A 25728-nucleotide genomic window follows, 5' to 3' on the forward strand; every position below is an offset into this window, starting at 1 on the left:
GTTTTTTGTCGCGAGCTGAGGTTTAAGCACCCAGTTCGTCAATTTCATTTTTCAGTTCCCGCAACTGGGCATTAAGCGCCACCTTGCGGTTAAACTGTTTTTCCTTGTGCAAGCGAGCTTCCAGCTTGTTGTACTCGCTCTGCCGGCCACGCAGCCGGGCTAGACGCTCCAACTGCTCAAGCAAGCTTTCGCCGACTCGAGCGGCTTGCGGTAGCAGGCTGCGTAGCAGCTGTTCGTAAAGCCCTTGTAGATCCAGCGCCACGGGCAAAGACTGTCGTTCAACTGTATCCGCCAGCCAGGGACCAGCGAGATAGTTATCGAGTACCCACTTGCCCGCCTCGGCCTGGCTGGGTCGCTTGAAAGCAGCAACCATGCACGCCTGCTGGTCTCGGTACAGCTGAAAAATGATCGGCAGCGGAATGGCTCGATCAATAGCACGCAAGACTTCGACGTCCAGCTCCGCGCCTTTGAGCTCGATGTCGAAAACCTGAATCTCCGGCACCTCCGGCCGCGCCGACAGGTTAAGGGTCTCCGGCGCCAGCTTGTAGGCCCAGGTTATTTGCTCGATCTGAGCGACAAACTTGTCACGCAGCGCGCTGCCGATCTGGCCGTGCTCATAAATCTTGGTTTTCGGCACCGGACGGCCAACTCTGGCCTGGCCGGGAAACGCGAACAAGACTGGCGCGGGCCGAGTCATGCCACATCCTGAATGACGATGAAGGTGATCAGCTCGAAGTCATCCAGTCCGGCAATGGTATCCACCAAGGCGGTGGTCTTACCGCCACTAAACAAGCTGTCGATGTCCTTTTCTTCCTTCACTTCGATCATCGAGTGAATGGCCTGATCGAGCAGGTTGGAATAGGCCTGCATATCGCGGCCATCGTCGGTGACCTGATTGAAGCGCTGATAGGCCTCCCTGATCGGTTGGCTCTCTCCCTTGCAGGCGATGCGGGCCAGATCGAGTAATCGCTTGGCCTCGCTGTAGTCACTGATCACCTGCCCCTGGTTGTCGATGTAGATCAGATAGTGGGGATAGAGGCGATTCTGCTGGTTAATGTCTACGCCATGATTGCGGTTACGCAGGGTGAAGATCACGCCCGGCAGCAAACCCAGTTCTGGCTGTGCCGGCACCACCGCGTGCATGCCGTTGGGCAGATGGCTCAGCTCACCGTGCTGTTTGATGTAGTTGAGGAGATCCATGCGGAAGTCGTTGAGACCGAGATCGGTAATGGAGACGCCGGTCTTTAAGTCTTCCATCTCGATCACTTCATCCTGCAGGCGGCGCAACTGCTCCTTGCGATAGGCCACGTCGTTAGCCTGAGCGTTCAGTACATTGTCGTCGCCGGTCGCAGTGACATCAGCGATCATCATGCGGTTCTCCACCCGCTCCTTGAGATTGATGTACTCGTCCAGGCTGATATCTGGCCAGTAGTTGACCAACTGAATGCTGCTGTTCTGGGAGCCGATCCGATCCACCCGACCAAAGCGCTGAATGATGCGTACCGGGTTCCAGTGAATGTCGTAGTTGATCAGGTAGTCGCAATCCTGAAGGTTCTGCCCCTCGGAAATGCAATCGGTGCCAATGAGAATATCTATCTCGCGCGGCTCGTCCGGATAGATCGCAGCCTTCTCCTTGGAGCGTGGCGAGAACAGGGTTAACAGACCCTGGAAATCGTAGCTCTGCCGGCTACCGGGAATGTTGCCAAGGGTAGACCTTGGCGCGTCGCTCCCGGTGACTTTACCGGTGTGCACCTGGTAGCTGCGCTGCAGGTAATCAGCCAGATTGTCGTACAGGTAGTTGGCGGTATCGGCAAAGGCAGTGAAGATCAGCACCTTCTTGTTGCCGGGGTTGATCGGCGAGGCGATCTTGCTGGCGATCTGGGTTTTCAGATGCTGCAGCTTGGCATCGTCAGCCGGGGTAACCTTGGACATTTCGCCCAACAGCTCGTCGATGAACAGCAGGTCGGCCTGTAGATCCTGCTCCCATGAGGGTAGGTCCATATCCTCCAGACTGATCTGAATTTTCTTGCCTATGCTGATGTCGCCTGGCATCGGCCAGCTGTCCTCATCGAAGTCAGCCTCTTCAAAAGCCGCAGTGACGTCGGTAAATCCCGATGCCCGGCCGGTTCGCTTGAACTCGGCAATCTTATCCAGGGCGATGCGATGGCTGGACTGCAGACTTTGCAGGGTCAGACGGAAAGCTTCCACCGAGCTCTCCAGACGCTTGAGCAAATTGGTGGTCATCAACGCCTGCAGGCTCTTCTCCCGGTCAACCTGCTTGAGCTTGCCTCGCCCACCCTCCACCTGGGTGTCGTACTGCTCCTCGTACTTCTTCAGACGACTGGGCAGGATGTAGCTCACCGGCGCATACACGGCGAGCTTGAGCAAAGACAGGTGATTGAAAATCTCGTTGAAGCCAATGACATCGTCGCGCTGAGTCAACGGGCAATGGAAGGACATCGGCTTGCGGCGCTCCGGGAAGCGGCCAATGTCGGCGGTGTTGTAGAAGGTTTCGATATGGCGACGCGAACGAGCAATGGTCACGCTGTCCAGCAGCTCGAAGAAGTCGAAGTCCAAGGTGCTGAGAATGGCCGCCGCCGTGCGTTTTTCTGGCGGTAGATTTGCCCACGCATTGAACGCCGCCTGAGCGCGGCGAAATATGCTGTCGATGTCTTTCTCGGTACGCAGCTTGTCATTGAGGTTGTCGCTGTCACCCTCGTAAGCCAAGGCCAGCTGGTTACGCAAATCGCTGAAACGGTTATTGACCGGAGTCGCCGAGAGCATCAGCACCTTGGTCTTCACCCCCTGACGGATGACTTGATTCATCAGGCGCTGGTAACGGGTTTCCTTGTCCTTATAGAGGTCGTTATTGCGGAAGTTGTGCGACTCGTCGATCACCACCAGGTCATAGTTACCCCAGTTGACCCGATCCAACGGCATACCCAGCGAGGTGCCACGGCTGCGGCTCAGGTCGGTGTGACACAGCACGTCGTAGGCAAAGCGATCCTTGGCGAGGATGTTGGTCTTGAGGTTCTGGTTGTAGGTCAGCCAGTTGTCGGCCAGCTTCTTTGGGCAGAGCACCAGAACGGATTTGTTGCGCAGCTCGTAGTACTTGATCACCGCCAACGCGGTGAAGGTCTTACCCAAGCCCACGCTGTCGGCAAGGATGCAACCGCTGTAGGTTTCCAGCTTGTTGATCAGGCCGGTGGCCGCGTCGCGCTGGAAGTTGAACAGCTTGTTCCAGATCACCGTGTCCTGATAGCCGGTACGGTCGTTGGGCAACACGTCCTCGCTCACATCCTCCAGAAACTCGCGGAAGATGTTGTAGAGCATTAGGAAATAGATACGCTCGGGAGCGTTCTCCTGATACACCGAGGCAATGTGATCACAGAGCCGGGCGGTGACGTCTTCCAGCTTTTCCTGGTCGCTCCAGATCTGCTCGAACAAGTTGAGGAACATGCCCGTATGAGCTGGCTCATCGAAGCGGGTGACAATGTTGGAAAGCGCGTTACCCTTCTGGTAGCCCAAGTCGACAGCCGTGAAACCTTGCACCGGCATGTAGACGGACTCTGAGCTTGGCGCACGCACCCCAATGAACGGCTGCATGGGTGCCTGGCCACGGTTGGAGCGGAAAGTAGCCTTGCGACGGATCCAGTCGGCACACTCCTTGGCAATGGCTTTCTGGGTAAGCTTGTTCTTCAGTTGGATCTCGAACTCGCTTCCGGTCAGACTGCGCTCACGCTCGGCCTTGGGAATGTGGAACTCGCGCTGCTCCTTCTTCAGCTTGTCCGTCGCCTCGTTGGGCACGAAGGTAGGCGAGGTGAAGATGAACTCCAGGGAGTCAATGCTTTCAAGTTCTCGCTTGAGCGCCACGTAGGCGTATATAGAGAAGCAGGACGCGGCGATCTTCAACTTGGCGCCCGGCTTGAGCGTATCCTTGAGACTCTCACCTAGCAGCGAATTGATGTTGTCGATCAGTTCCATGAGACACTCCCCGCCCTTATTCATCAGCGCCACCATCCGCGCATCACGCAGAAAGCTGATAGCACTCCGCCTTCTTGATCGATCCTATTCCTCCATCGCTCTCAAGCCAATCTCAATTGGCAACCAATTGGCAACCAGAGCGATCATTTTTAGATCAGCCACCAAAAACGCCGGGCATAAAAAAATCCAAGCACCCGTAAGTGCTTGGATTTTTTGGAGTTTTTTGGTCGGGACGGAGTGATTCGAACACTCGACCCCTTGCACCCCATGCAAGTGCGCTACCGGGCTGCGCTACGCCCCGACTGGGCTTTGAAGCATATTCTCAATCCTACCGAGAACGTTGAAGAATGTACCCTAACCTCCTGATAAATGAAAGCTTTTTCTCAAAAAATTTTCCATTCACCAGCAACCCAGGTCACTTCTTCAACACCACCAACACATCCTCCAACTCGACAATCATCTGCCGAATCAGCTGCTTGTACTGGCTAGACTCATCCTTGGCCTCATCACTGGAAAGCCTCAACCGAGCCCCGCCAATGGTGAACCCCTGTTCATAAAGCAGCGCACGAATCTGGCGAATCATCAGCACATCCTGCCGCTGATAATACCGCCGGTTCCCCCGCCGCTTCACGGGATTGAGCTGATCGAACTCCTGCTCCCAATACCGCAGCACGTGCGGTTTTACCGCACAAAGCTCACTCACTTCACCAATGGTGAAGTACCTTTTGCCCGGTATGGGGGGCAGTTCGTCGTTATGGCTTGGTTCCAGCATAGGCCTCAACCCGGGCCTTCAACTTCTGCCCTGGACGAAAGGTGACGACGCGCCGTGCGGTGATCGGGATTTCTTCCCCTGTCTTGGGGTTGCGGCCCGGCCGCTGGCGTTTGTCGCGAAGGTCGAAGTTGCCGAAACCGGACAGCTTGACCTGCTCGTTCTCTTCAAGTGCGTGCCGAATTTCTTCAAAAAACAGCTCGACCAGCTCCTTGGCCTCACGCTTGTTAAGCCCCAGCTCCTCGTACAGCCTTTCGGCCATCTCAGCTTTCGTCAGAGCACCCATGCCGTTATTTCCTTAACGTGGTGTTCAACCTTTGTTCGAGCGAGGTGAGGATGTTTTGCAGTGCGGCGTTCACCTCATCGTCGTTAAGAGTGCGCGATGGATGCTGCCAGGTCAAGCCGACGGCAAGGCTTTTTCTATCAGGATCAATGCCTTTACCTTGGTAGACATCAAACAGCCTGAGGTCTGTGAGCCATTCGCCTGCATTGTCACGAATTACTTCAAGCACCGAGCTAGAAGCTACATCACGTCCTGCGATCAAAGCCAGGTCGCGCCGGGTTTCCGGGAACTTGGACAGCTCGCTGAATTTCGGCAGGCGGCCTTCGACCACGTCGCCCAGCACCAGCTCGAACAGGAACACCGGGCGGTCCAGGTCCAGGGCTTTTGCCAGCTCTGGGTGGATCGCGCCGAGGTAGCCGACCAGCTTGCCGTCACGTTCGATGGCGGCGGTCTGGCCTGGGTGCAGGGCTGGGTGCTTGCCGGCGCTGAAGGTGAAGTCGCTCAGGGCGCCGGAGTAGCCCAGCAGGGCTTCCACGTCGGCCTTCACGTCGAAGAAGTCGACGCCGTCGCGGCCGTTGGCCCAGCCTTCTGGCAGGCGGCTGCCGGTGACAACGCCGGCGATCATCGGCTGCTGCTTCAGGTCGCCAAGCTGGCCGACGAAGCGCAGGCCGCTTTCGAACAGGCGCACGCGGTCTTGCTGGCGGTTCAGGTTGTGCTGCAGTGCCTTGACCAGGCCCGGCCACAGGGACGCGCGCATGGCGGCCATGTCGCTGGAGATGGGGTTGGCCAGCAACAGCGGCTCTACGCCCGGGCTGAACAGTTCGAACAGTTTCGGGTCGATGAAGCTGTAGGTGATGGCTTCCTGGTAGCCGCGGGCAACCAGCAGGCGGCGCAGGGTCGGCAGGTCACCGCGGGTTTCCGGCTTGCCCTGGGGGGCCAGGCGGGCTTGCGGGTAGCGAACCGGCAGGTTGTTGTAGCCGTACAGGCGGGCCAGCTCTTCGATCAGGTCCACTTCCAGGCTGATGTCGAAGCGGTGGCTTGGGACGTTGACGGTCCACTGCCCTTCCCCGTTTTTAGTCGTGGTCAGCTCCAGAGCGTTGAGCAGCTGCTCGACCTGGGCTGGGTCCATTTCCATGCCGAGCATCTGGGTGATGCGTTCGGCGCGCAGGGTAACCGGGGCCACTTGCGGCAGGTGCTGTTCGCTGACGGCTTCGACAACCGGGCCGGCTTCGCCGCCGACGATGTCCAGCAGCAGCTGGGTGGCGCGCTCGATGGCTTCGCGGGCCAGCTGCGAGTCGACGCCGCGCTCGTAGCGGTGCGAGGCGTCGGTGTGCAGGCCGTAGGAACGGGCTTTACCGGCGACGGAGATCGGCTCGAAGAAGGCGCTTTCGAGGAACAGGTCGCGGGTTTTTTCGGTGTTCACACCGCTGTGCTCGCCACCCATGACGCCGGCGATGGCCAGGGCGCGGGTGTGGTCGGCGATTACCAGGGTGTCGGCGCGCAGGGCAACTTCTTGGCCGTCGAGCAGGACGAGCTTCTCGCCCTCTTCGGCCATGCGTACGCGGATGCCGCCGTTGATTTCTGCCAGGTCGAAGGCGTGCATCGGCTGGCCGAGTTCAAGCATCACGTAGTTGGTGATGTCGACGGCGGCGTCGATGCTGCGCACGTCGCTGCGGCGCAGGCGTTCGACCATCCACAGTGGGGTCGGCTTGCTCAGGTCGACGTTGCGGATGACGCGGCCCAGGTAGCGTGGGCAGGCGGCCGGGGCGCTGACTTCGACCGGGCGCACTTCGTCGTGGGCAGCCGGTACGGCTGGCACTACCGGGCGGGTGACCGGGGTGTCGTACAGGGCGCTGACGTCGCGGGCCAGGCCTGCGATGGACAGGCAGTCGCCGCGGTTGGGGGTGAGGCCGATTTCGATGCTGGCGTCGTCCAGGCTCAGGTACTGGCGAATGTCTTCGCCAACCGGGGCGTCGGCAGCCAGCTCCAGCAAGCCGTCGTTCTCTTCGCTGATCTGCAGCTCGGCAGCCGAGCACAGCATGCCGAAGGACTCAACGCCGCGCAGCTTGGCCTTCTTGATCTTGAAGTCGCCTGGCAGTTCGGCGCCGATCATGGCGAACGGGATCTTGATACCTGGGCGGGCGTTAGGGGCGCCGCACACAACCTGGAAGGTTTCCTGGCCGTTGCTTACCTGGCACACGCGCAGCTTGTCGGCGTCCGGGTGTTGTTCGGTGGCGAGGATTTCGCCTACGACGATGCCGCTGAACTGGCCGGCAGCGGGGGTAACGCTGTCGACTTCGAGGCCAGCCATGGACAGGCGGGCGACCAGTTCGTCACGGGAGACTTGCGGGTTTACCCAACCGCGCAGCCACTGTTCACTGAATTTCATGCTGTTCTCCTAGAATGTGCGTCGATTGGGCCTAGCGGAATTGGGCAAGGAACCGCAGGTCGTTATCGAAGAACAGACGCAAATCGTTGACGCCGTAGCGCAGCATGGCCAGGCGCTCGGCGCCCATGCCGAAGGCGAAGCCCTGGAACTCTTCAGGGTCGATGCCGGACATGCGCAGCACGTTCGGGTGCACCATGCCGCAGCCCATCACTTCCAGCCAGCCGGTCTGCTTGCACACGCGGCAGCCTTTGCCGGAACACATCACGCACTGGATGTCGACTTCGGCGGACGGCTCGGTGAAGGGGAAGAACGATGGGCGGAAACGTACCGCCAGTTCTTTTTCGAAGAACACGCGCAGGAACTCTTCGATGGTGCCCTTGAGGTCGGCGAAGTTGATATCGCGATCGATCAGCAGGCCTTCGACCTGGTGGAACATCGGCGAGTGGGTGATATCCGAGTCGCAGCGGTATACGCGGCCCGGGCAGACAATGCGGATTGGCGGCAGGGTGGACTCCATGGTCCGCACCTGCACCGGCGAGGTGTGGGTGCGCAGCAGCATGTTGGCATTGAAGTAGAAGGTGTCGTGCATCGCCCGGGCCGGGTGGTGGCCTGGGATGTTGAGCGCTTCGAAGTTGTGGTAGTCGTCTTCCACCTCTGGGCCTTCGGCGATGCCGTAGCCGATGTGGGTGAAGAACTGCTCGATGCGCTCGAGTGTACGGGTGATCGGGTGCAGGCCACCGGTGGCCTGGCCGCGGCCTGGCAGGGTGACGTCAATGCATTCGGCAGCCAGGCGAGCGCTGAGCTCGGCTTCTTCGAAGGCGGCCTTGCGGGCATTGAGCACAACGGTGACGCGCTCTTTGGCGTCGTTGATCAGCGCGCCGACTTTCGGCCGCTCTTCGGCTGGCAGGTTGCCCAGGGTCTTCATCACCTGGGTCAGCTCGCCTTTCTTGCCGAGATAATTCACCCGGATCTGTTCCAGGGTATTGATGTCTTCAGCGCGCTCCACGGCCTCTAGGGCTTGGGAGACCAACGCATCCAGGTTTTCCATGTACAGACTCCAGATACGAAAATAGGGGAAGAGCTTTGAAGGCTCTTCCCCTATCGATGACGTTCAATGCCCGACGGCGCTAGCGCCGCCGGGTGATTGTCGCGGGTACTTAAGCCAGAACGGCTTTAGCTTTCTCGACAATCGCAGCAAACGCCGCTTTTTCGTTCACTGCCAGATCGGCCAGAACCTTACGGTCGATTTCGATCGAAGCCTTTTTCAGGCCAGCAATCAGACGGCTGTAGGACAGACCGTTGGTGCGGGCACCGGCGTTGATACGAGCGATCCACAGTGCGCGGAACTGACGCTTCTTCTGACGACGGTCACGGTAGGCATATTGACCTGCCTTGATGACAGCCTGCTTGGCAACGCGGAATACGCGCGAGCGTGCACCGTAGTAGCCTTTAGCCAGTTTCAGAATTTTCTTGTGACGCTTACGAGCGATGACGCCACGCTTAACACGAGCCATGAGTAACTTCCTCTATCTAAACCAGAATTAACGTACGCGCAGCATGCGCTCGACTTTTGCCACGTCAGACGGGTGCAGCAGGCTGGCACCGCGCAGTTGACGCTTACGCTTGGTCGACATTTTGGTCAGGATGTGGCTCTTGAAAGCGTGCTTGTGCTTGAAGCCGGAAGCGGTCTTCAGGAAGCGCTTCGCAGCACCGCTCTTGGTTTTCATTTTTGGCATGTTGGAACTCCGCATTCGATAAAATTACACAATAATCATCAGGCCTGCCGTGCCCGGGAGATTACTTCTTCTTTTTGGGGGCGATGACCATCATAAGCTGGCGTCCTTCCATCTTCGGATGCTGCTCAACGGAGCCGTATTCGGCGAGGTCGGCTTCGACCCGCTTCAACAGCTCCATGCCCAGCTCCTGGTGGGCCATCTCACGGCCGCGGAATCTCAGAGAGATCTTGGCCTTGTCCCCATCGGTAAGGAAACGTACCAGGTTGCGTAGTTTTACCTGGTAATCCCCTTCTTCCGTCCCTGGACGAAACTTGATTTCTTTGATCTGGATCTGCTTCTGGTTTTTCTTGGCTTCGTTGGCCTGCTTCTTCTTCTCGAAGAGGTGCTTGCCGTAGTCCATCACCTTGCAGACGGGCGGTTGCGCGTCGGCGGAGATTTCCACCAGATCCAGCTTCGCTTCATCAGCGATACGAAGCGCTTCATCAATCGAGACGATGCCAATCTGCTCGCCGTCAGCGCCAATTAACCGAACCTCGCGTGCCGAGATATTCTCGTTGATCGGGGCTTTCGGTGCAGTTCGTTTATCGTTTCTCATTTCACGCTTAATAGTCATTACTCCGATTCTAGGCGACCGCGCTGGGCAACAGCGCTGTTGAGCAGCTGCGTGAATTCAGCCACCGGCATGGAGCCGAGGTCTTTGCCTTCACGGGTGCGTACGGCGACGGTCTGCGTTTCGACTTCGCGATCCCCTATAACCAAAAGGTACGGGACCTTGAGCAAAGTATGCTCGCGGATTTTAAAGCCGATCTTCTCATTTCTCAAGTCCGACTTGGCACGGAAACCGCTACCGTTCAGGGTATTTTCCACCTCGAGGGCGAAATCGGCCTGCTTGTCGGTGATGTTCATGATCACGGCCTGGGTTGGGGCCAGCCAGGCCGGGAACACGCCGGCGTAGTGCTCGATCAGCATGCCGATGAAGCGCTCGAACGAACCGAGGATGGCGCGGTGCAGCATGACCGGGCGAACACGGCTGTTATCTTCGGCGATATAGCTGGCATCCAGGCGCTCTGGCAGGTTCGGGTCGTACTGCAGGGTACCGCACTGCCAGTTACGGCCGAGGCAGTCGCGCAGGGTGAACTCGATCTTCGGGCCGTAGAAGGCGCCCTCGCCCGGCTGGTATTCCCACTCCAGGCCCGATTCGTTCAAGGCGTCGGCCAGTGCGCCTTCGGCACGGTCCCACAGCTCTTCGGAACCCACGCGCTTGGCCGGGCGGGTCGACAGCTTCATGGCGATGTCGGTGAAGCCGAAGTCCTTGTACACATCCAGGGTCAGCTTGATGAAGTCGGCGGCTTCTTTCTTCACCTGTTCTTCGGTGCAGAAGATGTGCGCGTCGTCCTGCACGAAGCCGCGCACGCGCATGATGCCGTGCAGGGCGCCGGACGGCTCGTTACGGTGGCAGGCACCGAACTCGGCCAGGCGCAGCGGCAGGTCGCGGTAGCTCTTCAGGCCCTGGTTGAACACCTGCACGTGGCACGGGCAGTTCATCGGCTTGACCGCGTAGTCACGGCTTTCCGACGAAGTGGTGAACATGTTCTCGGCGTAGTTGGACCAGTGGCCGGAACGCTCCCAGAGGATGCGGTCGACAACCTGTGGGGTCTTGATTTCCTGGTAGCCGTTGACGCGCTGGACCTGGCGCATGTACTGCTCGAGCACCTGGTACACGGTCCAGCCGTTGGCGTGCCAGAACACCATGCCCGGGGCTTCTTCCTGCAGGTGGAACAGGTCGAGCTGCTTGCCGATCTTGCGGTGGTCGCGCTTTTCAGCTTCTTCGATGCGCTGGATGTATGCCGCCAGCTGCTTCTTGTCGGCCCAGGCGGTGCCGTACACGCGTTGCAGCTGCTCGTTCTTGGCATCACCGCGCCAGTAGGCGCCGGACAGCTTGGTCAGCTTGAACGCCTTGAGGAAGCGGGTATTCGGCACGTGCGGGCCGCGGCACATGTCGACGTATTCTTCGTGGTAGTACAGGCCCATGGCCTGCTCGTCCGGCATGTCTTCGACCAGGCGCAGCTTGTAGTCTTCGCCACGGGCCTTGAACACGTCGATGACTTCGGCGCGCGGGGTCACCTTCTTGATGACGTCGTAGTCCTTGTCGATCAGCTCCATCATGCGCTTTTCGATGGCGGCCATGTCTTCAGGGGTGAAGGGGCGCTCGTAGGCGATGTCGTAGTAGAAGCCTTCGTCGATGACCGGGCCGATCACCATCTTGGCGGTCGGGTACAGCTGTTTCACCGCGTGGCCGACCAGGTGGGCGCACGAGTGACGGATGATCTCCAGTCCCTCTTCATCTTTAGGGGTGATGATCTGCAGGGTGGCGTCGTTGCTGATCAGGTCGCAGGCATCGACCAGTTTGCCGTCGACCTTGCCGGCCACGGTGGCCTTGGCCAGGCCGGCGCCGATGGAAGCGGCGACTTCGGCTACGGATACGGCATGATCGAACGAACGTTGACTGCCATCGGGAAGAGTAATAACGGGCATGGCGCCTCCTCTCCTAGTGGTGACCCCTACCAAAGGTCACGTGGGTTGGGATGAGCCAGTACAAGATCCGACCTGCCTTCCCGCAACGGGAAGCCTGCCTCACAGTGGCAGAAGCCTTTCGGCTTGCCAGGGACGAACCAGAGTGACTGGAAAGAAAAAAGATAGCTGCAAGCTGCAAGTTGTCAGCTGCAAGCCGGGCATGCTAGCACGCGGGTTGCACGCCAGGCAGAAATATTTGGAAATTACGCCGCAGCGGTGAACTAACGCGGAAAAATTCCTATCAGACCTTGGGAAGCAACCTACTCTTGATGAGACCTTAACCCAAGGAGTAATTGGTTATGCGAGTTCCGTCTCTTCTGGCCCTGGCGGCCGCTGGGGCCCTGCTGCTGCCCATGGCTGCGAACGCCGGCAACTTCCCGGCCGGGAAGGAAGCTGCCTACATGACCCAGTGCACGCAAGTGGCTCAAGGCCAAGGCGTTGACGCTGCGACCGCGAAAAAACACTGCGACTGTGGCGCGCAAACCATCAAAAAGAATTTCACCGACGCGGAAATTGCCGACCTCGACAGCAACGATGGCGTGGACGCCAAGCTGATGCAGAAGGCCCAGATGGTCGTGAAACAGGCCTGTGCACCGAAGAGCTGAAACCTTAAAGCCAGAGCAGACCAGCCATTCTTTGAGCTGGATCAACATCCTGCGAAGGTAAAAGGCGCTAGATGCGCAGAATTAGACTATGATGTGTTCCGTGCTCCGTAGCCTCGGCCGCATTGCACCACTGAAAAAACTAAATGTTCTGGAGATTCACCCATGTCCAATCGCCAACAAGGCACCGTCAAATGGTTCAATGATGAGAAAGGCTACGGCTTCATCACCCCAGCAGGCGGCGGCGACGACCTGTTCGTTCACTTCAAGGCCATCGAATCTGACGGCTTCAAGAGCCTGAAAGAAGGCCAGACTGTTTCCTTCGTCGCCGAGCGCGGCCAGAAGGGCATGCAGGCTGCACAGGTTCGTCCGGAGTAATTCGGATAGCTGTAAAAAAACCCGCCCTTGTGGCGGGTTTTTTTATGGGTGCTGCATGGGTTGAAGGGGTTGGCCCATGCGGGCGCGGCTTTTTTTGTGGGAGCGGCCTTGTGTCGCGAAAGGGGCGCGTAGCGGCCCCAGGGTTTCAGCTCTGCAGCCTATAATGCCGGGGCCGCTTTGCGGCCCTTTCGCGACACAAGGCCGCTCCCACAAGGACCGCGTATCAACCGCAGTTGACGCGAACCACCTTGCCCTGCTCGTCCACATTCAGGTTCAAGCGCTCGGAGCGGTACTCCAGGGTAACCACGTCGTGCGGCTTGAGAATGCGGGCCATCTGCGAGCCACTGGCCTTGCGCGCCTGCTCCAGCAGCTCGGCGCTGGCCGGCTTGCCAATGGCGAAATCGGCGCCGCTGGCTTCGCAGCGGCCATCGTTGCCTGCCGGCGTGGCTGGCGCAGCGCCACCAGCAGAATTGCCACCAGTGCTGCAACCAGCCAGGACAGCAGCCACCGCCAGGGTTGCCAGGTAAGCACGGGTACGGAACATGAAGCCTCCTAAATCGGTCCGGGAACTGTCTGATCCGACAGTTCCGCTGATCTTTTGTTGCAAAACCGGTCAAGTCTGCCTGAACTCGCCAGCCGAGGCGAAAACGCAATCGTGACCGGATTTTGCACAACCCGCTGCGTTTGCCATATGCTTAAGCCGCAAGGTCACTGACGCAAAGTCATGATTTAGTGCAAGAAGTGGAGCGCACCCCGCCTCCATCGAACACCAGGGTCAGGTGTTCGCCCCTTCGTCCCGGGCCCCAAGCGAGAGCCTTTCATGAGCAGCCACAGCATCGAAGCCGATATCAAGGTCAAATGGGCCGAAGGCCAGAGCGCGTACAGCCCTGGCACGCCGGAGGAGTTGCTGCTGATTGCCATCGACCTGCTGGTGCGCGATCGCGGCGCCGAGGCGGCACGCAGCTTCTTCGACCAGGTGTTCGAGCGCTACGCGCCGCACACGGCTATTCCAATCGCGCCAAACGGGCGCTGAGCAGGTCGAACAGGCCCTGGGCATCGCCCTCCTCCACCCACATCACGTTGGCGGGCTGCTTGAGCACGCCGTACCAGTCGGCAAGGGTCTGGCCGAAGCTGGGGCCTTCGCGGCTGTCGATGCTCATATGGATGCGCCGGCCGCTGAACAGCTCGGGCTTGAGCAGGTAGGCGATGACGCTGGCGTCGTGCACCGGGCCGCCGGGCATGCCGTACAGGTCCATGTCGTGGGTGATGTAGGCGTTGAGGATATCCACCACCCGTTTGCTGGCCTGGTTGTTCACCGCCGCCAGTTGCTTGAGGCGGGCGTCGCTGGTCAGCAGTTTGTGGGTGACGTCCAGCGGCAGATAGATCAGTTGCACGCCGCTGGCCAGCACCACTTCGGCGGCATGTGGGTCGGCATAGAGGTTGAATTCCGCCGCCGGGGTGATGTTGCCGCCGTTGAAATGGGCACCGCCCATGACCACCACCTGCTTGATGCCTTTGGCGATGTCCGGGCGCTGGATCAGCGCCAGGGCCAGGTTGGTCTGTGGGCCGAGCATGGCGATGGTGATGCTGTGGGGCTTGGCGGTGCCAAGGGTGTCGACCAGGTATTGCACGGCATTGCCTTGGGCCAGCGGCGCTTTCGGTTCGTGGACCTGGATGCCGGTGAGGCCTTCTTCGCCGTGCACGTCGGCGGCGTAGATCGGCTTGCGTACCAGCGGGCGAGCGGCGCCGGCGTACACGGGGATGTCTTCGCGGCCGGCCCATTCGCGGGCCAGGCGGGCGTTGCGCGAGGTCTTTTCCAGGCGCACGTTGCCGGCCACGGTCGTGATGGCGCGGATGTTGAGCTCGTCGGGCGAGGCCATGGCCAGAAACAGCGCGACCACGTCGTCGGCGCCGGGGTCGGTGTCGATGATCAGGTCGATGGGGGCGGCCTGGAGGGTGGTGGCTGCAACCATGAGGGCGATTCCTTGTAGCAGGGGTTTGAGCATGGGTGGCACTCCTGTTGCCTGGATTGGTATTCCTGATACACCGCAAATCCCTGTGGGAGCGGGTTTACCCGCGAAGAAGGCAGCGCGGTGGATGGCACCGGCTTCGCCGGTGTTCGCGGGTGAACCCGCTCCCACAGGGGTTCTGCACTGGCTAGGACGACGAGCTAGAAAGTCACGCCGGAAATCAGCGCGATGTTGCTGTAGGGCTGGCACTCGCCAGTACGCACTACCGCACGGGCACTGCGTGTCAATGCCTTGAAATCTTCATGGCTCAGCCATTCGCGCTTGCCCAGCTTGCCCTTCAGCCGCTCGATCTCGACCAGCGCTGGCGGCACCACTTTCTGCATTTCTTCGGCCAGCACGTGGCGCTCTACCTGCAACTCGCTCAGCACAACCCGCAACACGCTGGCGAAGTCCGGCAGGCCAGGCGTGACGGCCAGGTCGATCAGTTCGACGCCCGGCGGCACCGGCAGCCCGGCATCGCCGATCACCAGGATGTCGCCATGCCCCATGCCGGCGATGGTCCGCGAGAGGGCAACGTTCAGCAGCGGGGTCTTCTTCATGGCGCAAGCTCCGCCAGGTAGGGAATCGACGGCTGGGCGCCGGCGCGGGTAACCGACAGGGCTGCGGCGCGCTGGCCGAAAGCGATGGCTTCGCCCTCCCCCAGGCCGCGCACCAGGCCAGCGGCAAAGCCGCCGATGAAGGTATCGCCGGCTGCCGTGGTGTCCAGCGGCTGTACCACCGGCGCAGGGAAGTGCTGATGGCCCTGCGGGGTGACCAGCAAGGCCCCTTGCGCGCCCAGGGTAATGATCACTTTGCCCGCGCCCAGTTGCAGCAAGCGCTCGCCGGCACGTCGGGCACTGTCCAGGTCAGTCACCGTCACGCCGGTCAGGGCTTCGGCCTCGCTTTCGTTGGGCGTCAGGTAGTCGATGTGGGCGAACCAGTCCGCCGGCAAGGGGCCGGTCGCCGGCGCCGGGTTCAGGATTACCCGCTTGCCCAGCTCGCGCCCTCTGGCCAGGGTCCAGGCCACGGTGTCGGCCGGTACTTCCAGCTGGCAGATGATCACTTCAGCCGCCTGCAGCAGCGCATCGAACCGCTGCACCGACTGCGGCGTCAGCAGGCCGTTGCCACCGGGGATGATGACGATGCAGTTCTGGCTGGCGGCATCCACGGTGATCAGCGCCACCCCGCTGGACACGCCCTGGCAGGTGGTGACGCCCTGGCAGTCGATGCCTTCCACATACAGGGCCCGGTGCAGTTGTCGACCATAGTCATCGTCGCCGACGTTGCCGATCATCGCCACGCTGCCGCCCAGGCGCGCCACGGCCACTGCCTGGTTGGCCCCCTTGCCGCCCGGCACGGTGAAAAAGCTTTCGCCGGGGAGTGTTTCGCCGGCCCGGGGCAGGCGCTGCGCGCGGGCCACCAGGTCCATGTTGAGGCTACCGACTACCACAACCTTGGCATTCATGACATTTCCTTAGCATCAGCGGTAATCGTTGAACAGGTCCGGGCGCGGCCCGGTGGACTCGCGCAGCACAATGCGCGGGGCGACGATGCGTTGCTCTGCCGCGCCCTGCCGGGGGGTGCCGATACGCGCCAGCAACAGCGACGCGGCGCTCTCGCCCAGCTCGCGAATCGACTGGCCCACCGTGGTCAACGGTGGGTACACGTAACGGCTGAGCTCGATGTCGTCGAAACCGATCACCGACAGCTCGCCGGGCACGTTGATATTGCGTTCGGCCGCGGCACGCAGCACACCGAAGCCGATCATGTCGTTGCCGGCAAAAATCGCCGTAGGCCGCTTGCCCTCCAGCAGCCGGCCTGCGGCTGCATGGCCGCCGGGGCTGGTGAAGTCGCAGTGCAGCACGCGGTCGCTGCGCACCGGCACACCGGCTTCGGCCATGGCGCGGCGGAAGCCGCTCAGGCGCAGCTGGGTCACACCGGTCTCGGCGGGGCCGCCGATGTAGGCGATGTCATGGTGACCAAGTTCCAGCAGGTGCTGGGTGGCCAGGAAGGCGCCCTGCTCGTGGTCGATGCGCACCAGGTCGGCATCGACACCGTCCAGTTCGCGGTCGACGATCACCATGGGCGTGCGCACACCAGCCAGGCTTTGCAGCAGGTCGCTGTCCTGCCCTACCGAAGCCACTACCAGGCCGTCGATGCGCTTTTCCAGCAGCACGCGCAGGTAGCTGCGCTGCTTTTGCGGGTTGTCGTCGGAGTTGCACAGGATCACGCAGTAGCCGTTGCGCTCGCAGGCGTCTTCGATGCCCCGCGCCAGCTCGGCGAAGTACGGGTTGACGCTGTTGGGTACCAGCAGGCCGATGGTGGCCGTGCTGCGCGCCTTCAGCGAGCGGGCCACGGCGCTGGGTACGTAGTCGAGTTCGGCGATGGCGGCTTCGACTTTCAACCGCACCTGCTCGCTGACCGGCCGGGTTTTGTTCAGCACATGGGACACGGTGGTGTAGGAAATGCCCGCCAGTGCCGCGACGTCTTTGATGGTTGCCATGTTTTCAGTTCCGCCGGCCTGCACGCCGGCTACGGTAAGTGTCGAGCACCACGGCGATGACAATCACCGCCCCGGTGATGATGCGTTTGGTCGGTTCGCTGGCACCGATCTGCGCCAGCCCTGCAGCCAGCACCGAAATGATCAGCACGCCAAAGAAGGTGCTGATGACCGAGCCGCGCCCGCCCATCAGGCTGGTACCGCCAATCACCACGGCGGCGATCACCTGCAGCTCCAGGCCGGAGCCTGCATTGGGGTCGGCGGCTTCCAGGCGCGAGATCTGGAACAGCGCGGCCAGGCCGGCGAGCAGGCCCATCAGGGCGAACACCAGCACCTTGTACGGGCGCGGGTCGATGCCGGCCAGGCGCACGGCCTCTTCGTTGGTACCGATGCCGATCAGGTAGCGGCCGAACACCGTGCGGGTCAGCACCAACTGGGCCAGCACGATCACCAGCAAGGCGATGATGAACGCCGGCGAGATGCCGAATGCGATGGGGTTGGAGAACCAGGCATAGGCATCGCCGATATAGGCGGTGCGCGAGTCGGTGAACTGGTAGGCCAGGCCGCGGGCCATTTCCAGCACCCCGAGCGAAACGATGAACGACGGAATGCGCCAGGCCACGGTGACGCCGCCGGTGATGCTGCCGGCCAGCGCGGCAACGGCCATGCCCAGCAGGGCCGAAGGCAGCACGCCCCAGCCCCAACCGAGGATCGCCACGCTGACCGTGGAGGCCGCCAGCGCCAGTACCGAGCCCACCGACAGGTCGATGCCGCCGATGATCAGCACGAAGGTCATGCCCACCGCCAGTATCATCAGGTCGGGGATCTGGTTGGCCAGGGTACTGAAGGTGTTGTACGACCAGAAGTGGCTGCTGAGGAACGAGAACAGCACGATCATCGCCAGCAAGGCGCCGGCCAGGCCCAGGTAGGTACCCAGGCCAAGATAGGTGCCACTGCGGCGCACCGGTGCGGCGCTTTGGCTGTCGAGCGGGGTGGTTTTCATGCATCCATCCTGGGAGCTGCTTCATGCAGCAGTGCGTCACGTTTCTGATAACCGGCAAAGGCCGCGGCCAGCAACTGGTCCTGGCTCCAATGGTCCCGCTCGAAGGTGTCGATCAGGCGACCGGCCGACAGCACGGCGATGCGGTCGCATATCAGCATCAGCTCGCGCAGGTCACTGGACACCACCACCAGGGCCTTGCCCTGGCGCGCCAGCTCGGCCAGCAGGCCATAGATGTCGAACTTGGCGCCGACGTCGATGCCACGGGTGGGCTCGTCGAACAGCAGCACCTGGCAGTCGCGCTCCAGCCAGCGGCCGATCACCACCTTCTGCTGGTTGCCGCCAGACAGCTCGCCTACCACCTGCTGCGGGCCGGCACTGCGAATGCGCATGGCCTGGATCTGGCGTTCGGCCAATGCCGCTTCGGCTTCGCCATCGAGCACCCCGGCCCGTGAAACCGCGCCGAGGTTGCCCAGGGCGATATTCGCGCTGATCGACTGCGTCAGCAGCAGGCCCTCGCCTTTGCGGTCTTCGGTGATCAGCGCGATACCGGCCTGCACGGCAGCCTTGGGCGAGTCGATGGTGACAGCCTTGGGCGGCTGGCCGAGGGCGATGCTGCCGCTGTCGGCACGGTCGGCGCCGTAGATCAGGCGCAGCAGTTCGGTACGGCCGGCACCGATCAGGCCGGAAATGCCGAAGATCTCCCCTGCCCTGACCTCGAACGACACTTCACGCACCTTGTCGGCACGGCTGAGCCTGTCGACCTTGAGCAAAGCCGTGCCGATCTGCCGGCGGCCCAGGTCGATATGCTCGCCCAGCTCGCGGCCGACCATCAGGTTGACCAGTTCGGCGCTGCTGTAGCGCTGGATCGGTTCGTCGCACATCAGCTTGCCGTCGCGCAGCACGACGATGCGCTGGGCCACGCGCTGCAGTTCTTCCAGGCGATGGGAGATGTAGACGATGGCCACGCCACGTTGGCGCAGGCGCTCGATCTGGGTGAACAGCAGCTCCACTTCGCGCGCAGTGAGCATGGCAGTGGGCTCGTCGAAGATCAGCACATGGCAGTCGCCAATCAGGTTGCGGGCGATCTCGACCATCTGCTGGCGGCCGATGCCCAGCTCGCCGACCGGGGTGTCCGGATCGATGGCGTCGAGGCCGACCTGGGCCATGGCGGCCGCGGCCAGTTGGCGCAGGCGCTTTTGGCTGATCCAGCCGAAGCGGCCGGGCAGGTTGTCGAGGAACAGGTTTTCCGCGACGGTCAGCGTGGGCAGCAGGTTGAGTTCCTGCATGACCATGCGCACGCCAAGGCGCTCGGCCTCGCTGCGGCTGCCAGGCGCGTAGGCCTGGCCGCGGTAGCGCATGTGCCCGGTGGTGGGGGTTTCCAGGCCACTGATGAGCTTGGACAGGGTGCTTTTGCCCGCGCCGTTCTCGCCGGTCAGGGCCAGCACTTCGCCGGCACGCAGGTTCAGGCTGACCTCGCCGAGCACGGGCTGGGCGTAGGTCTTGCCCAGGCCGCTGGCGGCGAGCACTACTTCGTTGGCCGATGCAGGCATGGCCGTTTCTCCTGCCAGCGATCAGGGTTTGGTGATGAGTTGGACCGGGGTCTGGATGACGTTGTCGGCATCCACGTCGGGTTTCTCGCCCTTGACCATTTTCAGCGCCGCCTGGATGCCGTACACCGCCTGCTGGCTGGCCGCCTGGTCGAGGGTGGCCAGTACACGGCCATCGGCGAGCATCGGCTTGATGGCGTTGATGTTGTCGTAGCCCACCACTTGCACCTGGCCGGTCTTGCCGGCGGCACGCACGGCCGAGACCGCGCCCAGGGCCATGCTGTCGTTGCCGGCCAGCAAGGCTTTCAGGTCGGGGTATTCGTTGAGCATGGAGGCGGCGACGGCGTTGCCTTTGTCGATTTCCCAGTTGCCGCTCTGCACCGAAACGATCTTGATCTGCGCGGCGTCCATGGCGTCCTTGAAGCCGGCGGTACGCTGCTGGGCGTTGGTGGTGGTCGGCACGCCTTCGATGATGCCGACCTGGTCGCCGGCCTTGAGCTTCTCGTTGGCCAGGTAGTCACCGACCAGGCGCGCGCCCTTGCGGTTGTCGGGGCCCACGAAGGGTACGCTGATGCCTTTGCTCTTGAGCAGCGCCGGGTCCAGGCGGTTGTCGATGTTGATCACCACAACGCCCTGGTCCATGGCCTTCTTCACCGCCGATACCAGCGCCTTGGAGTCGGCCGGGGCAATGACCAGGGCCTTGGCGCCCGCGTTGACCATTTGCTCGACGATGCGGATCTGCTCGCCGGTGTCGGTCTCGTTCTTGATGCCGTTGGCGATCAGTTCGAATTCATCGGCGTGGGCTTTCTGGTAGTCCTTGGCGCCGTCTTCCATGGTGCGGAAGAACTCGTTGGCCAGCGACTTCATGACCAGGGCGACCTTGGGCTTGTCTTCGGCATGGGCGGGAGAAAATGGCAGGGCCAGGGACAGCGAGGAAATGACCGCGAGGGCCAGCAGACGACCGGGGAACGGCAGTTTCATGGACGATGACTCCGAATCTTGTGTTTTTTGTCGGATCGCAAACGTTTGCGTTGCCTAACTATGGAAACAGGACCGGGGTTTGTCAAATCCGTTTGGCTGTCGGAGGTCAAGTCGAGCTTGGCGCAGTTTATCCGGATTTTTTCCGAAAAGCCGAACGTCTTTTCCTGCGTTTGTTCGGAATCTCGAATGGAACGCACCTTCATGTGGGGGGCGGCCTTGTGACGCGAAAGGGCCGCAAGGCGGCCCCGGCAATGTGTGTTGTTGCGCCGGAATCCGGGGCCCCTGCGCGCCCCTTTCGCGACACAAGGCCGCTCCCACAAGGGCCGTGCGCGCAACTGGTACGAAACCTGCCTTGCACCCTGTGCGACAAAACAACCATCTCATTAGGAAGAGAGAGAACAATAACGATGAATGCCGCACTGAAAATCTTCGCCCCCAGCGCACTCGCCGTACTGCTGGCCATTCCAGCCACCGTTTCGGCCAAAGAGGCGGAAACCCAGCAGAAGCTGGCCAACGTGGTCATCCTCGCCACCGGCGGCACCATTGCCGGCGCTGGCGCCAGCGCTGCCAACAGCGCCACCTACCAGGCCGCCAAGGTGGGCGTCGACAAGCTGATCGCCGGCGTACCGGAGCTGGCCGACCTGGCCAACGTACGCGGCGAGCAGGTCATGCAGATCGCCTCTGAGAGCATTTCCAACGACGACCTGCTCAAGTTGGGCAAACGCGTTGCCGAACTCGCCGAAAGCAAGGACGTGGACGGTATCGTCATCACCCACGGCACCGACACCCTGGAAGAGACCGCCTACTTCCTCAACCTGGTGGAAAAGACCGACAAGCCGATCGTGGTCGTCGGTTCGATGCGCCCGGGTACCGCCATGTCCGCCGACGGCATGCTCAACCTTTACAACGCCGTGGCCGTGGCCAGCGACAAGCAGTCGCGCGGCAAGGGCGTGCTGGTGACCATGAATGACGAAATCCAGTCCGGGCGCGATGTCAGCAAGGCAGTGAACATCAAGACCGAAGCCTTCAAGAGCGCCTGGGGCCCGATGGGCATGGTGGTGGAAGGCAAGTCGTACTGGTTCCGCCTGCCGGCCAAGCGCCACACGGTCAACTCCGAGTTCGACATCAAGCAGATCAGCAGCCTGCCGCAGGTGGACATCGCCTATGGCTATGGCAACGTCACCGACACCGCCTACAAGGCACTGGCGCAGAATGGCGCCAAGGCACTGATCCATGCCGGTACCGGCAACGGGTCGGTGTCGTCGCGGGTGGTGCCGGCGCTGCAGGAGCTGCGCAAGAACGGCGTGCAGATCATTCGCTCGTCGCACGTCAACCAGGGTGGCTTCGTGCTGCGCAACGCCGAGCAGCCGGATGACAAGAACGACTGGGTCGTGGCCCATGATCTGAACCCACAGAAAGCGCGGATTCTGGCGATGGTAGCGATGACCAGGACCCAGGACAGCAAGGAGCTGCAGCGCATCTTCTGGGAGTACTGATCGCCAGCCGCCCCCTGAAATGCAAACGGCCCCGCTGCCCAGGCGGGGCGTTTGCTGTCTGACTGTTGCGAAATTACTTACAGTGAAATACTGTATGCGCATACAGCAAAAACAAGGAAACACTTGTGTCCAGCACCGCCTCCGCCACCCCAAGCAGCTATGAACAACTGGGTATGCGCATTCAGAAAATCATCAACAGCCCCACCGCCCAGCGCAGCCGTGCGGCGTTGATCTTCCGTCTGGAGCAGGAAACCCCGGAAGATTGGGAAACCCTGCTAGAGGAAATCGCCGAAAACGATAACGTCACCCTCGCCCACCGCGACGATGGCGGCGTGCAGATTTTCTGGACGGTACCGAAGGAAGACTGACTGCATTCAGCCTCAAGCCAAGGCCTGCAGGTAGGCGCTGGCTTCGCGGTAACGCGCCAGCCGCGCCAGGTCGGTGGGGCCTGGGCACGGGATGCGCGAAAGGTCGCTGTTGTCGGCCAGATCGGCCAGCTTGACGGTGCGCGCCAGCGGGTCACCGCCCAGGCGCACCACGAAGTCCTGGTAGGCCTCGCCCTCACGGCGGCTGAGCGCCAGCAAGGCGGCAAGGATTTTCAGCGCGAAACCCTCGCGCGCCAGGTCGGACAGGGTCAGCGGGGTGTCTTCGATCACATCGTGCAGCACCGCGACAATCCGTTGTTCGGTTGTGGAAACCCGCATCATCACGCGTAGCGGGTGGAGGATATAAGCGGCCCCACCCTTGTCGTATTGCCCTTCATGCGCCCTGGCGGCCACGGCAATGGCCCGCTCCAGTGTAGACATGAGGCCCTCCCCGTTCGGCTTCTTCCTGACAAGCATAGCCAAAACTGTGCGGACAATGTCTAGCGCGCGTGTGACTATGCCGTGCCGACCTTGCACAAGCAGCCTTGTGGAAGCCGCTCCCACAAAAGGCCGCGCCTGCAGAAACCGGGTTTATCGCGCTGCGCCGTGCTGAATCACCACCGAATCGGTACCCAGCTTGGCCATCACCTCGGCCTTGCGCGCTTCGGCTTCCTCACGGGTGGGGAATGGCCCCATCAGCACCACCGGCTTGCCGTCGCGGTACTCCACCGAGGACGGGATGCCCTTTTCGATCAGGCGTGCGGTCATGTCGCTGAGCGCGCCCATGTTTGCACCCTGAATCACTTCCACATCCCAGCCTTGCGGGGCCGGCTGGCCAGCCAGGGCCTCGGCGCGGCGCTGCAGCTCGGCGCCGCCGCACATCTCGCGGATGCGCAGGTTGTTGCCGCTGTCGTCGACGATGATTTCGTACTGGCCATCGCGCTTGATGGCCACGTAGCTGCGGTAGGCCTCGTACTGCCCGGCATCATCCTTGCCACGGACCTGGCCACAAATGGTGCCCTGGGTGTCGATCCGAACGTTGCCGAACTTGGCGGTCTTGGGGTTGTGCAGGTGTTCGGCCACCTGTTTGTGCACGCCTTCGACCTCGTTCTCACAGCCCGCCAGGGCGAGCACTGCCATTACCACAGCCAGTTTGCGCACGCGTGTACCTCCAGATTCGAAGGGGCGGATTCTAGCACGCCGGGCAATGCCCCGAACCGCGACCAAACGTTACACGCTGCTTCATGCGCACAGCAAAAAGGGCGATCATTACTGATCGCCCTTTTTCGATTTGGTAGGCACAATTGGACTCGAACCAACGACCCCCACCATGTCAAGGTGGTGCTCTAACCAACTGAGCTATGTGCCTGTCGTGTGGTGCGCATATTAGTGATCAAATGCGTACCTGTAAAGCGTTTTTTTCAGAAAAATCAAAAACTTTGCGAATTCGTGCATAAGGGCCTGCTGCGCAGCACCAGGCCGCGAGAACCCAATGAAAAAAGGGGTGACCCTTGCGGATCACCCCTTCTTCGATTTGGTAGGCACAATTGGACTCGAACCAACGACCCCCACCATGTCAAGGTGGTGCTCTAACCAACTGAGCTATGTGCCTGTCGTGTGGTGCGCATTCTACCCATTCCAAAAACCCTGTCAACACTTTTTTTCGCGCTAACCTACTGAATCTTAAACTCTTTATAGAAAAGTGCGCTGGCGGGGACCGAGTAAAGGATTTTCAACGGACGACTAGCGGGTGTTTATTATTATTGATAGCATCGGTACATTCGTTAAAAATATAAAACACGAGGTTCCTGCAGCATGGCTAACACCCCCTACCCCCAGTCCTACTACGCCGCCTCGGCCAACCCGGTGCCGCCACGTCCGGCGCTGCAGGGTGAGGTGGAAACCGATGTGTGCATCATCGGCGCCGGCTACACCGGTCTGTCCAGCGCCCTGTTCCTGCTGGAGAACGGCTTCAAGGTGAGCATCGTCGAAGCAGCCAAGGTCGGCTTCGGCGCATCGGGCCGCAACGGCGGCCAGATCGTCAACAGCTACAGCCGCGACATCGACGTCATCGAGCGCACCGTCGGCCCCAAGCAGGCCCAGCTGCTGGGCCACATGGCCTTCGAAGGCGGGCGCATCATTCGTGAGCGCGTGGCCAAGTACAACATCCAGTGCGACCTGAAGGACGGTGGCGTGTTCGCTGCCCTCACCAGCAAGCAGATGGGCCACCTGGAGTCGCAAAAGCGCCTGTGGGAACGCTTCGGTCACAACCAGCTGGAGCTGATGGACCAGAAGCGCATCCGCGAAGTGGTCGCCTGCGACAACTATGTGGGCGGCATGCTGGACATGAGCGGCGGCCACATCCACCCGCTGAACCTGGCCCTGGGCGAAGCCGCTGCGGTCGAGTCGCTGGGCGGCATCATCTATGAGCAAACCCCGGCCGTACGCATCGAGCGCGGCGCCAACCCGGTGGTGCACACCCCGCAGGGCAAGGTCCGCGCCAAGTTCATCATCGTCGCCGGCAACGCCTACCTGGGCAACCTGGTGCCGGAGCTGGCCAGCAAGTCCATGCCATGCGGCACCCAGGTGATCACCACCGAACCGCTGGGCGACGAACTGGCGCGCACCCTGCTGCCGCAGGACTACTGCGTCGAGGATTGCAACTACCTGCTCGACTACTACCGCCTGACCAGCGACAAGCGCCTGATCTTCGGTGGTGGCGTGGTGTACGGCGCGCGTGACCCGGCCAACATCGAGGCGATCATCCGTCCGAAGATGCTCAAGGCCTTCCCGCAACTGAAAAACGTGAAGATCGACTACGCCTGGACCGGCAACTTCCTGCTGACCCTGTCGCGCCTGCCACAGGTTGGCCGTATCGGCGACAATATCTACTACTCCCAGGGCTGCTCGGGTCACGGCGTGACCTACACCCACCTGGCGGGCAAGGTGCTGGCCGAGGCCATGCGTGGCCAGGCCGAGCGTTTCGACGCCTTCGCCGGCCTGCCGCACTACCCGTTCCCGGGTGGCCAGATGCTGCGCGTGCCGTTCAGCGCCATTGGCGCCTGGTACTACAGCCTGCGCGATCGCCTGGGCTTCTGATGTAGGCAGGGCT

The 25728-nt window shown here is 61.4% G+C and carries 26 protein-coding genes and 3 tRNA genes; 6 read left to right on the forward strand and 23 right to left on the reverse strand.

Features of this window, described 5'->3' with window-relative positions; translation table 11 throughout:
• Window positions 1-22: 22 nt before the first annotated feature.
• The 11 genes from MJ643_RS11380 to thrS all read right to left on the reverse strand — a co-directional run bounded on the left by MJ643_RS11380 (window position 23) and on the right by thrS (window position 11696).
• The gene (locus MJ643_RS11380; RefSeq protein WP_074198414.1) at window positions 23-697 is read right to left on the reverse strand and encodes a DUF4391 domain-containing protein; all 675 of its coding nucleotides are present in this window, start codon (window positions 695-697) and stop codon (window positions 23-25) included.
• Window positions 694-3984 (reverse strand): helicase-related protein, encoded by a 3291-nt coding sequence (locus tag MJ643_RS11385; protein WP_074198415.1) that lies wholly within the window; start codon window positions 3982-3984, stop codon window positions 694-696. Before MJ643_RS11385 ends, MJ643_RS11380 begins: the two co-directional genes overlap by 4 nt.
• A gap of 224 nt (window positions 3985-4208) precedes the next feature.
• A tRNA-Pro gene (locus MJ643_RS11390) sits at window positions 4209-4285 on the reverse strand.
• Between the two features lie 114 nt (window positions 4286-4399).
• Window positions 4400-4756: a MerR family transcriptional regulator gene (locus tag MJ643_RS11395; protein WP_044046958.1), complete on the reverse strand. Its 357-nt coding sequence runs from the start codon at window positions 4754-4756 to the stop codon at window positions 4400-4402.
• Window positions 4737-5039 carry an integration host factor subunit alpha gene (gene ihfA, locus MJ643_RS11400; RefSeq protein WP_003250679.1) on the reverse strand — a complete coding sequence of 101 codons (303 nt, stop codon included), beginning with the start codon at window positions 5037-5039 and terminating at the stop codon, window positions 4737-4739. Before ihfA ends, MJ643_RS11395 begins: the two co-directional genes overlap by 20 nt.
• A 4-nt stretch (window positions 5040-5043) precedes the next feature.
• Complete coding sequence (pheT, locus tag MJ643_RS11405; protein ID WP_047933254.1) at window positions 5044-7425, reverse strand: phenylalanine--tRNA ligase subunit beta; 2382 nt, start codon at window positions 7423-7425, stop codon at window positions 5044-5046.
• 31 nt (window positions 7426-7456) lie between these two features.
• The gene (gene pheS / locus MJ643_RS11410; RefSeq protein WP_247726807.1) at window positions 7457-8473 is read right to left on the reverse strand and encodes a phenylalanine--tRNA ligase subunit alpha; all 1017 of its coding nucleotides are present in this window, start codon (window positions 8471-8473) and stop codon (window positions 7457-7459) included.
• A 109-nt stretch (window positions 8474-8582) separates the two neighbouring features.
• Complete coding sequence (gene rplT, locus MJ643_RS11415; RefSeq protein WP_003250671.1) at window positions 8583-8939, reverse strand: 50S ribosomal protein L20; 357 nt, start codon at window positions 8937-8939, stop codon at window positions 8583-8585.
• Window positions 8940-8966: 27 nt separating this feature from the next.
• Window positions 8967-9161 carry a 50S ribosomal protein L35 gene (gene rpmI / locus MJ643_RS11420; protein WP_003250667.1) on the reverse strand — a complete coding sequence of 65 codons (195 nt, stop codon included), beginning with the start codon at window positions 9159-9161 and terminating at the stop codon, window positions 8967-8969.
• 61 nt (window positions 9162-9222) lie between these two features.
• On the reverse strand, window positions 9223-9774 hold the full coding sequence (gene infC, locus MJ643_RS11425) for a translation initiation factor IF-3 (protein WP_013972005.1): 552 nt from the start codon (window positions 9772-9774) through the stop codon (window positions 9223-9225).
• Entirely contained in the window at window positions 9774-11696 is a 1923-nt protein-coding gene (gene thrS, locus MJ643_RS11430; protein WP_013972004.1) for a threonine--tRNA ligase, read from the reverse strand. The genes infC and thrS overlap by 1 nt, the downstream gene beginning before the upstream one ends.
• Before the next feature lie 338 nt (window positions 11697-12034).
• On the opposite strand from thrS, the gene MJ643_RS11435 reads away from it, so the two are divergent.
• Together MJ643_RS11435 and MJ643_RS11440 are read left to right on the forward strand one after the other, a co-directional pair.
• Window positions 12035-12340, forward strand: a complete 306-nt coding sequence (locus tag MJ643_RS11435; protein WP_013972003.1) for a hypothetical protein — start codon at window positions 12035-12037, stop codon at window positions 12338-12340.
• A gap of 162 nt (window positions 12341-12502) precedes the next feature.
• Window positions 12503-12715 carry a cold-shock protein gene (locus tag MJ643_RS11440; RefSeq protein ID WP_003250656.1) on the forward strand — a complete coding sequence of 71 codons (213 nt, stop codon included), beginning with the start codon at window positions 12503-12505 and terminating at the stop codon, window positions 12713-12715.
• Window positions 12716-12938: 223 nt separating this feature from the next.
• On the opposite strand, the gene MJ643_RS11445 is transcribed toward MJ643_RS11440, so the two are convergent.
• Window positions 12939-13259, reverse strand: a complete 321-nt coding sequence (locus MJ643_RS11445; RefSeq protein WP_003260961.1) for an I78 family peptidase inhibitor — start codon at window positions 13257-13259, stop codon at window positions 12939-12941.
• A gap of 276 nt (window positions 13260-13535) precedes the next feature.
• On the opposite strand from MJ643_RS11445, the gene MJ643_RS11450 reads away from it, so the two are divergent.
• Entirely contained in the window at window positions 13536-13748 is a 213-nt protein-coding gene (locus MJ643_RS11450) for a hypothetical protein (RefSeq protein ID WP_003260960.1), read from the forward strand.
• Here MJ643_RS11450 and MJ643_RS11455 read toward each other — a convergent pair.
• The 7 genes from MJ643_RS11455 to MJ643_RS11485 form a co-directional block, all read right to left on the reverse strand.
• Window positions 13720-14721 carry a nucleoside hydrolase gene (locus MJ643_RS11455; RefSeq protein ID WP_044046957.1) on the reverse strand — a complete coding sequence of 334 codons (1002 nt, stop codon included), beginning with the start codon at window positions 14719-14721 and terminating at the stop codon, window positions 13720-13722. The genes MJ643_RS11450 and MJ643_RS11455 overlap by 29 nt on opposite strands.
• 164 nt (window positions 14722-14885) lie before the next feature.
• Window positions 14886-15284, reverse strand: coding sequence for a D-ribose pyranase (rbsD, locus tag MJ643_RS11460; protein ID WP_024086739.1), 399 nt, complete (start codon window positions 15282-15284; stop codon window positions 14886-14888).
• Window positions 15281-16189 carry a ribokinase gene (gene rbsK, locus MJ643_RS11465; protein WP_024086738.1) on the reverse strand — a complete coding sequence of 303 codons (909 nt, stop codon included), beginning with the start codon at window positions 16187-16189 and terminating at the stop codon, window positions 15281-15283. The genes rbsD and rbsK overlap by 4 nt, the downstream gene beginning before the upstream one ends.
• A 15-nt stretch (window positions 16190-16204) precedes the next feature.
• On the reverse strand, window positions 16205-17227 hold the full coding sequence (locus tag MJ643_RS11470) for a LacI family DNA-binding transcriptional regulator (RefSeq protein WP_024086737.1): 1023 nt from the start codon (window positions 17225-17227) through the stop codon (window positions 16205-16207).
• 4 nt (window positions 17228-17231) lie between these two features.
• Complete coding sequence (locus MJ643_RS11475) at window positions 17232-18227, reverse strand: ABC transporter permease (protein ID WP_024086736.1); 996 nt, start codon at window positions 18225-18227, stop codon at window positions 17232-17234.
• On the reverse strand, window positions 18224-19777 hold the full coding sequence (locus MJ643_RS11480) for a sugar ABC transporter ATP-binding protein (RefSeq protein ID WP_196185062.1): 1554 nt from the start codon (window positions 19775-19777) through the stop codon (window positions 18224-18226). Before MJ643_RS11480 ends, MJ643_RS11475 begins: the two co-directional genes overlap by 4 nt.
• Window positions 19778-19798: 21 nt before the next feature.
• A complete protein-coding gene (locus MJ643_RS11485; protein ID WP_024086734.1) occupies window positions 19799-20755 on the reverse strand; it encodes a sugar ABC transporter substrate-binding protein in 957 nt (318 codons plus the stop codon).
• 407 nt (window positions 20756-21162) lie between these two features.
• On the opposite strand from MJ643_RS11485, the gene MJ643_RS11490 reads away from it, so the two are divergent.
• Window positions 21163-22251 carry an asparaginase gene (locus tag MJ643_RS11490; RefSeq protein WP_024086733.1) on the forward strand — a complete coding sequence of 363 codons (1089 nt, stop codon included), beginning with the start codon at window positions 21163-21165 and terminating at the stop codon, window positions 22249-22251.
• Window positions 22252-22376: 125 nt separating this feature from the next.
• A complete protein-coding gene (locus MJ643_RS11495; protein ID WP_003260955.1) occupies window positions 22377-22619 on the forward strand; it encodes a DUF1654 domain-containing protein in 243 nt (80 codons plus the stop codon).
• Window positions 22620-22631: 12 nt separating this feature from the next.
• Here the strand turns inward: MJ643_RS11495 and MJ643_RS11500 are convergent, their stop codons facing one another.
• The 4 genes from MJ643_RS11500 to MJ643_RS11515 all read right to left on the reverse strand — a co-directional run bounded on the left by MJ643_RS11500 (window position 22632) and on the right by MJ643_RS11515 (window position 24228).
• Window positions 22632-23057, reverse strand: a complete 426-nt coding sequence (locus MJ643_RS11500; protein ID WP_003260953.1) for an HD domain-containing protein — start codon at window positions 23055-23057, stop codon at window positions 22632-22634.
• A 150-nt stretch (window positions 23058-23207) separates the two neighbouring features.
• The gene (locus tag MJ643_RS11505) at window positions 23208-23777 is read right to left on the reverse strand and encodes an SPOR domain-containing protein (RefSeq protein ID WP_003260952.1); all 570 of its coding nucleotides are present in this window, start codon (window positions 23775-23777) and stop codon (window positions 23208-23210) included.
• Window positions 23778-23908: 131 nt separating this feature from the next.
• Window positions 23909-23985: transfer RNA gene (locus MJ643_RS11510), tRNA-Val, on the reverse strand.
• A gap of 166 nt (window positions 23986-24151) precedes the next feature.
• A tRNA-Val gene (locus MJ643_RS11515) sits at window positions 24152-24228 on the reverse strand.
• 203 nt (window positions 24229-24431) lie between these two features.
• On the opposite strand from MJ643_RS11515, the gene MJ643_RS11520 reads away from it, so the two are divergent.
• Window positions 24432-25715 (forward strand): FAD-binding oxidoreductase, encoded by a 1284-nt coding sequence (locus MJ643_RS11520; RefSeq protein ID WP_013971994.1) that lies wholly within the window; start codon window positions 24432-24434, stop codon window positions 25713-25715.
• The last annotated feature ends 13 nt before the right edge of the window (window positions 25716-25728 follow it).

This window comes from Pseudomonas sp. PNPG3 (assembly GCF_023093815.1).
In the GTDB taxonomy this organism is placed as follows: Bacteria; Pseudomonadota; Gammaproteobacteria; order Pseudomonadales; family Pseudomonadaceae; genus Aquipseudomonas; species Aquipseudomonas asiatica.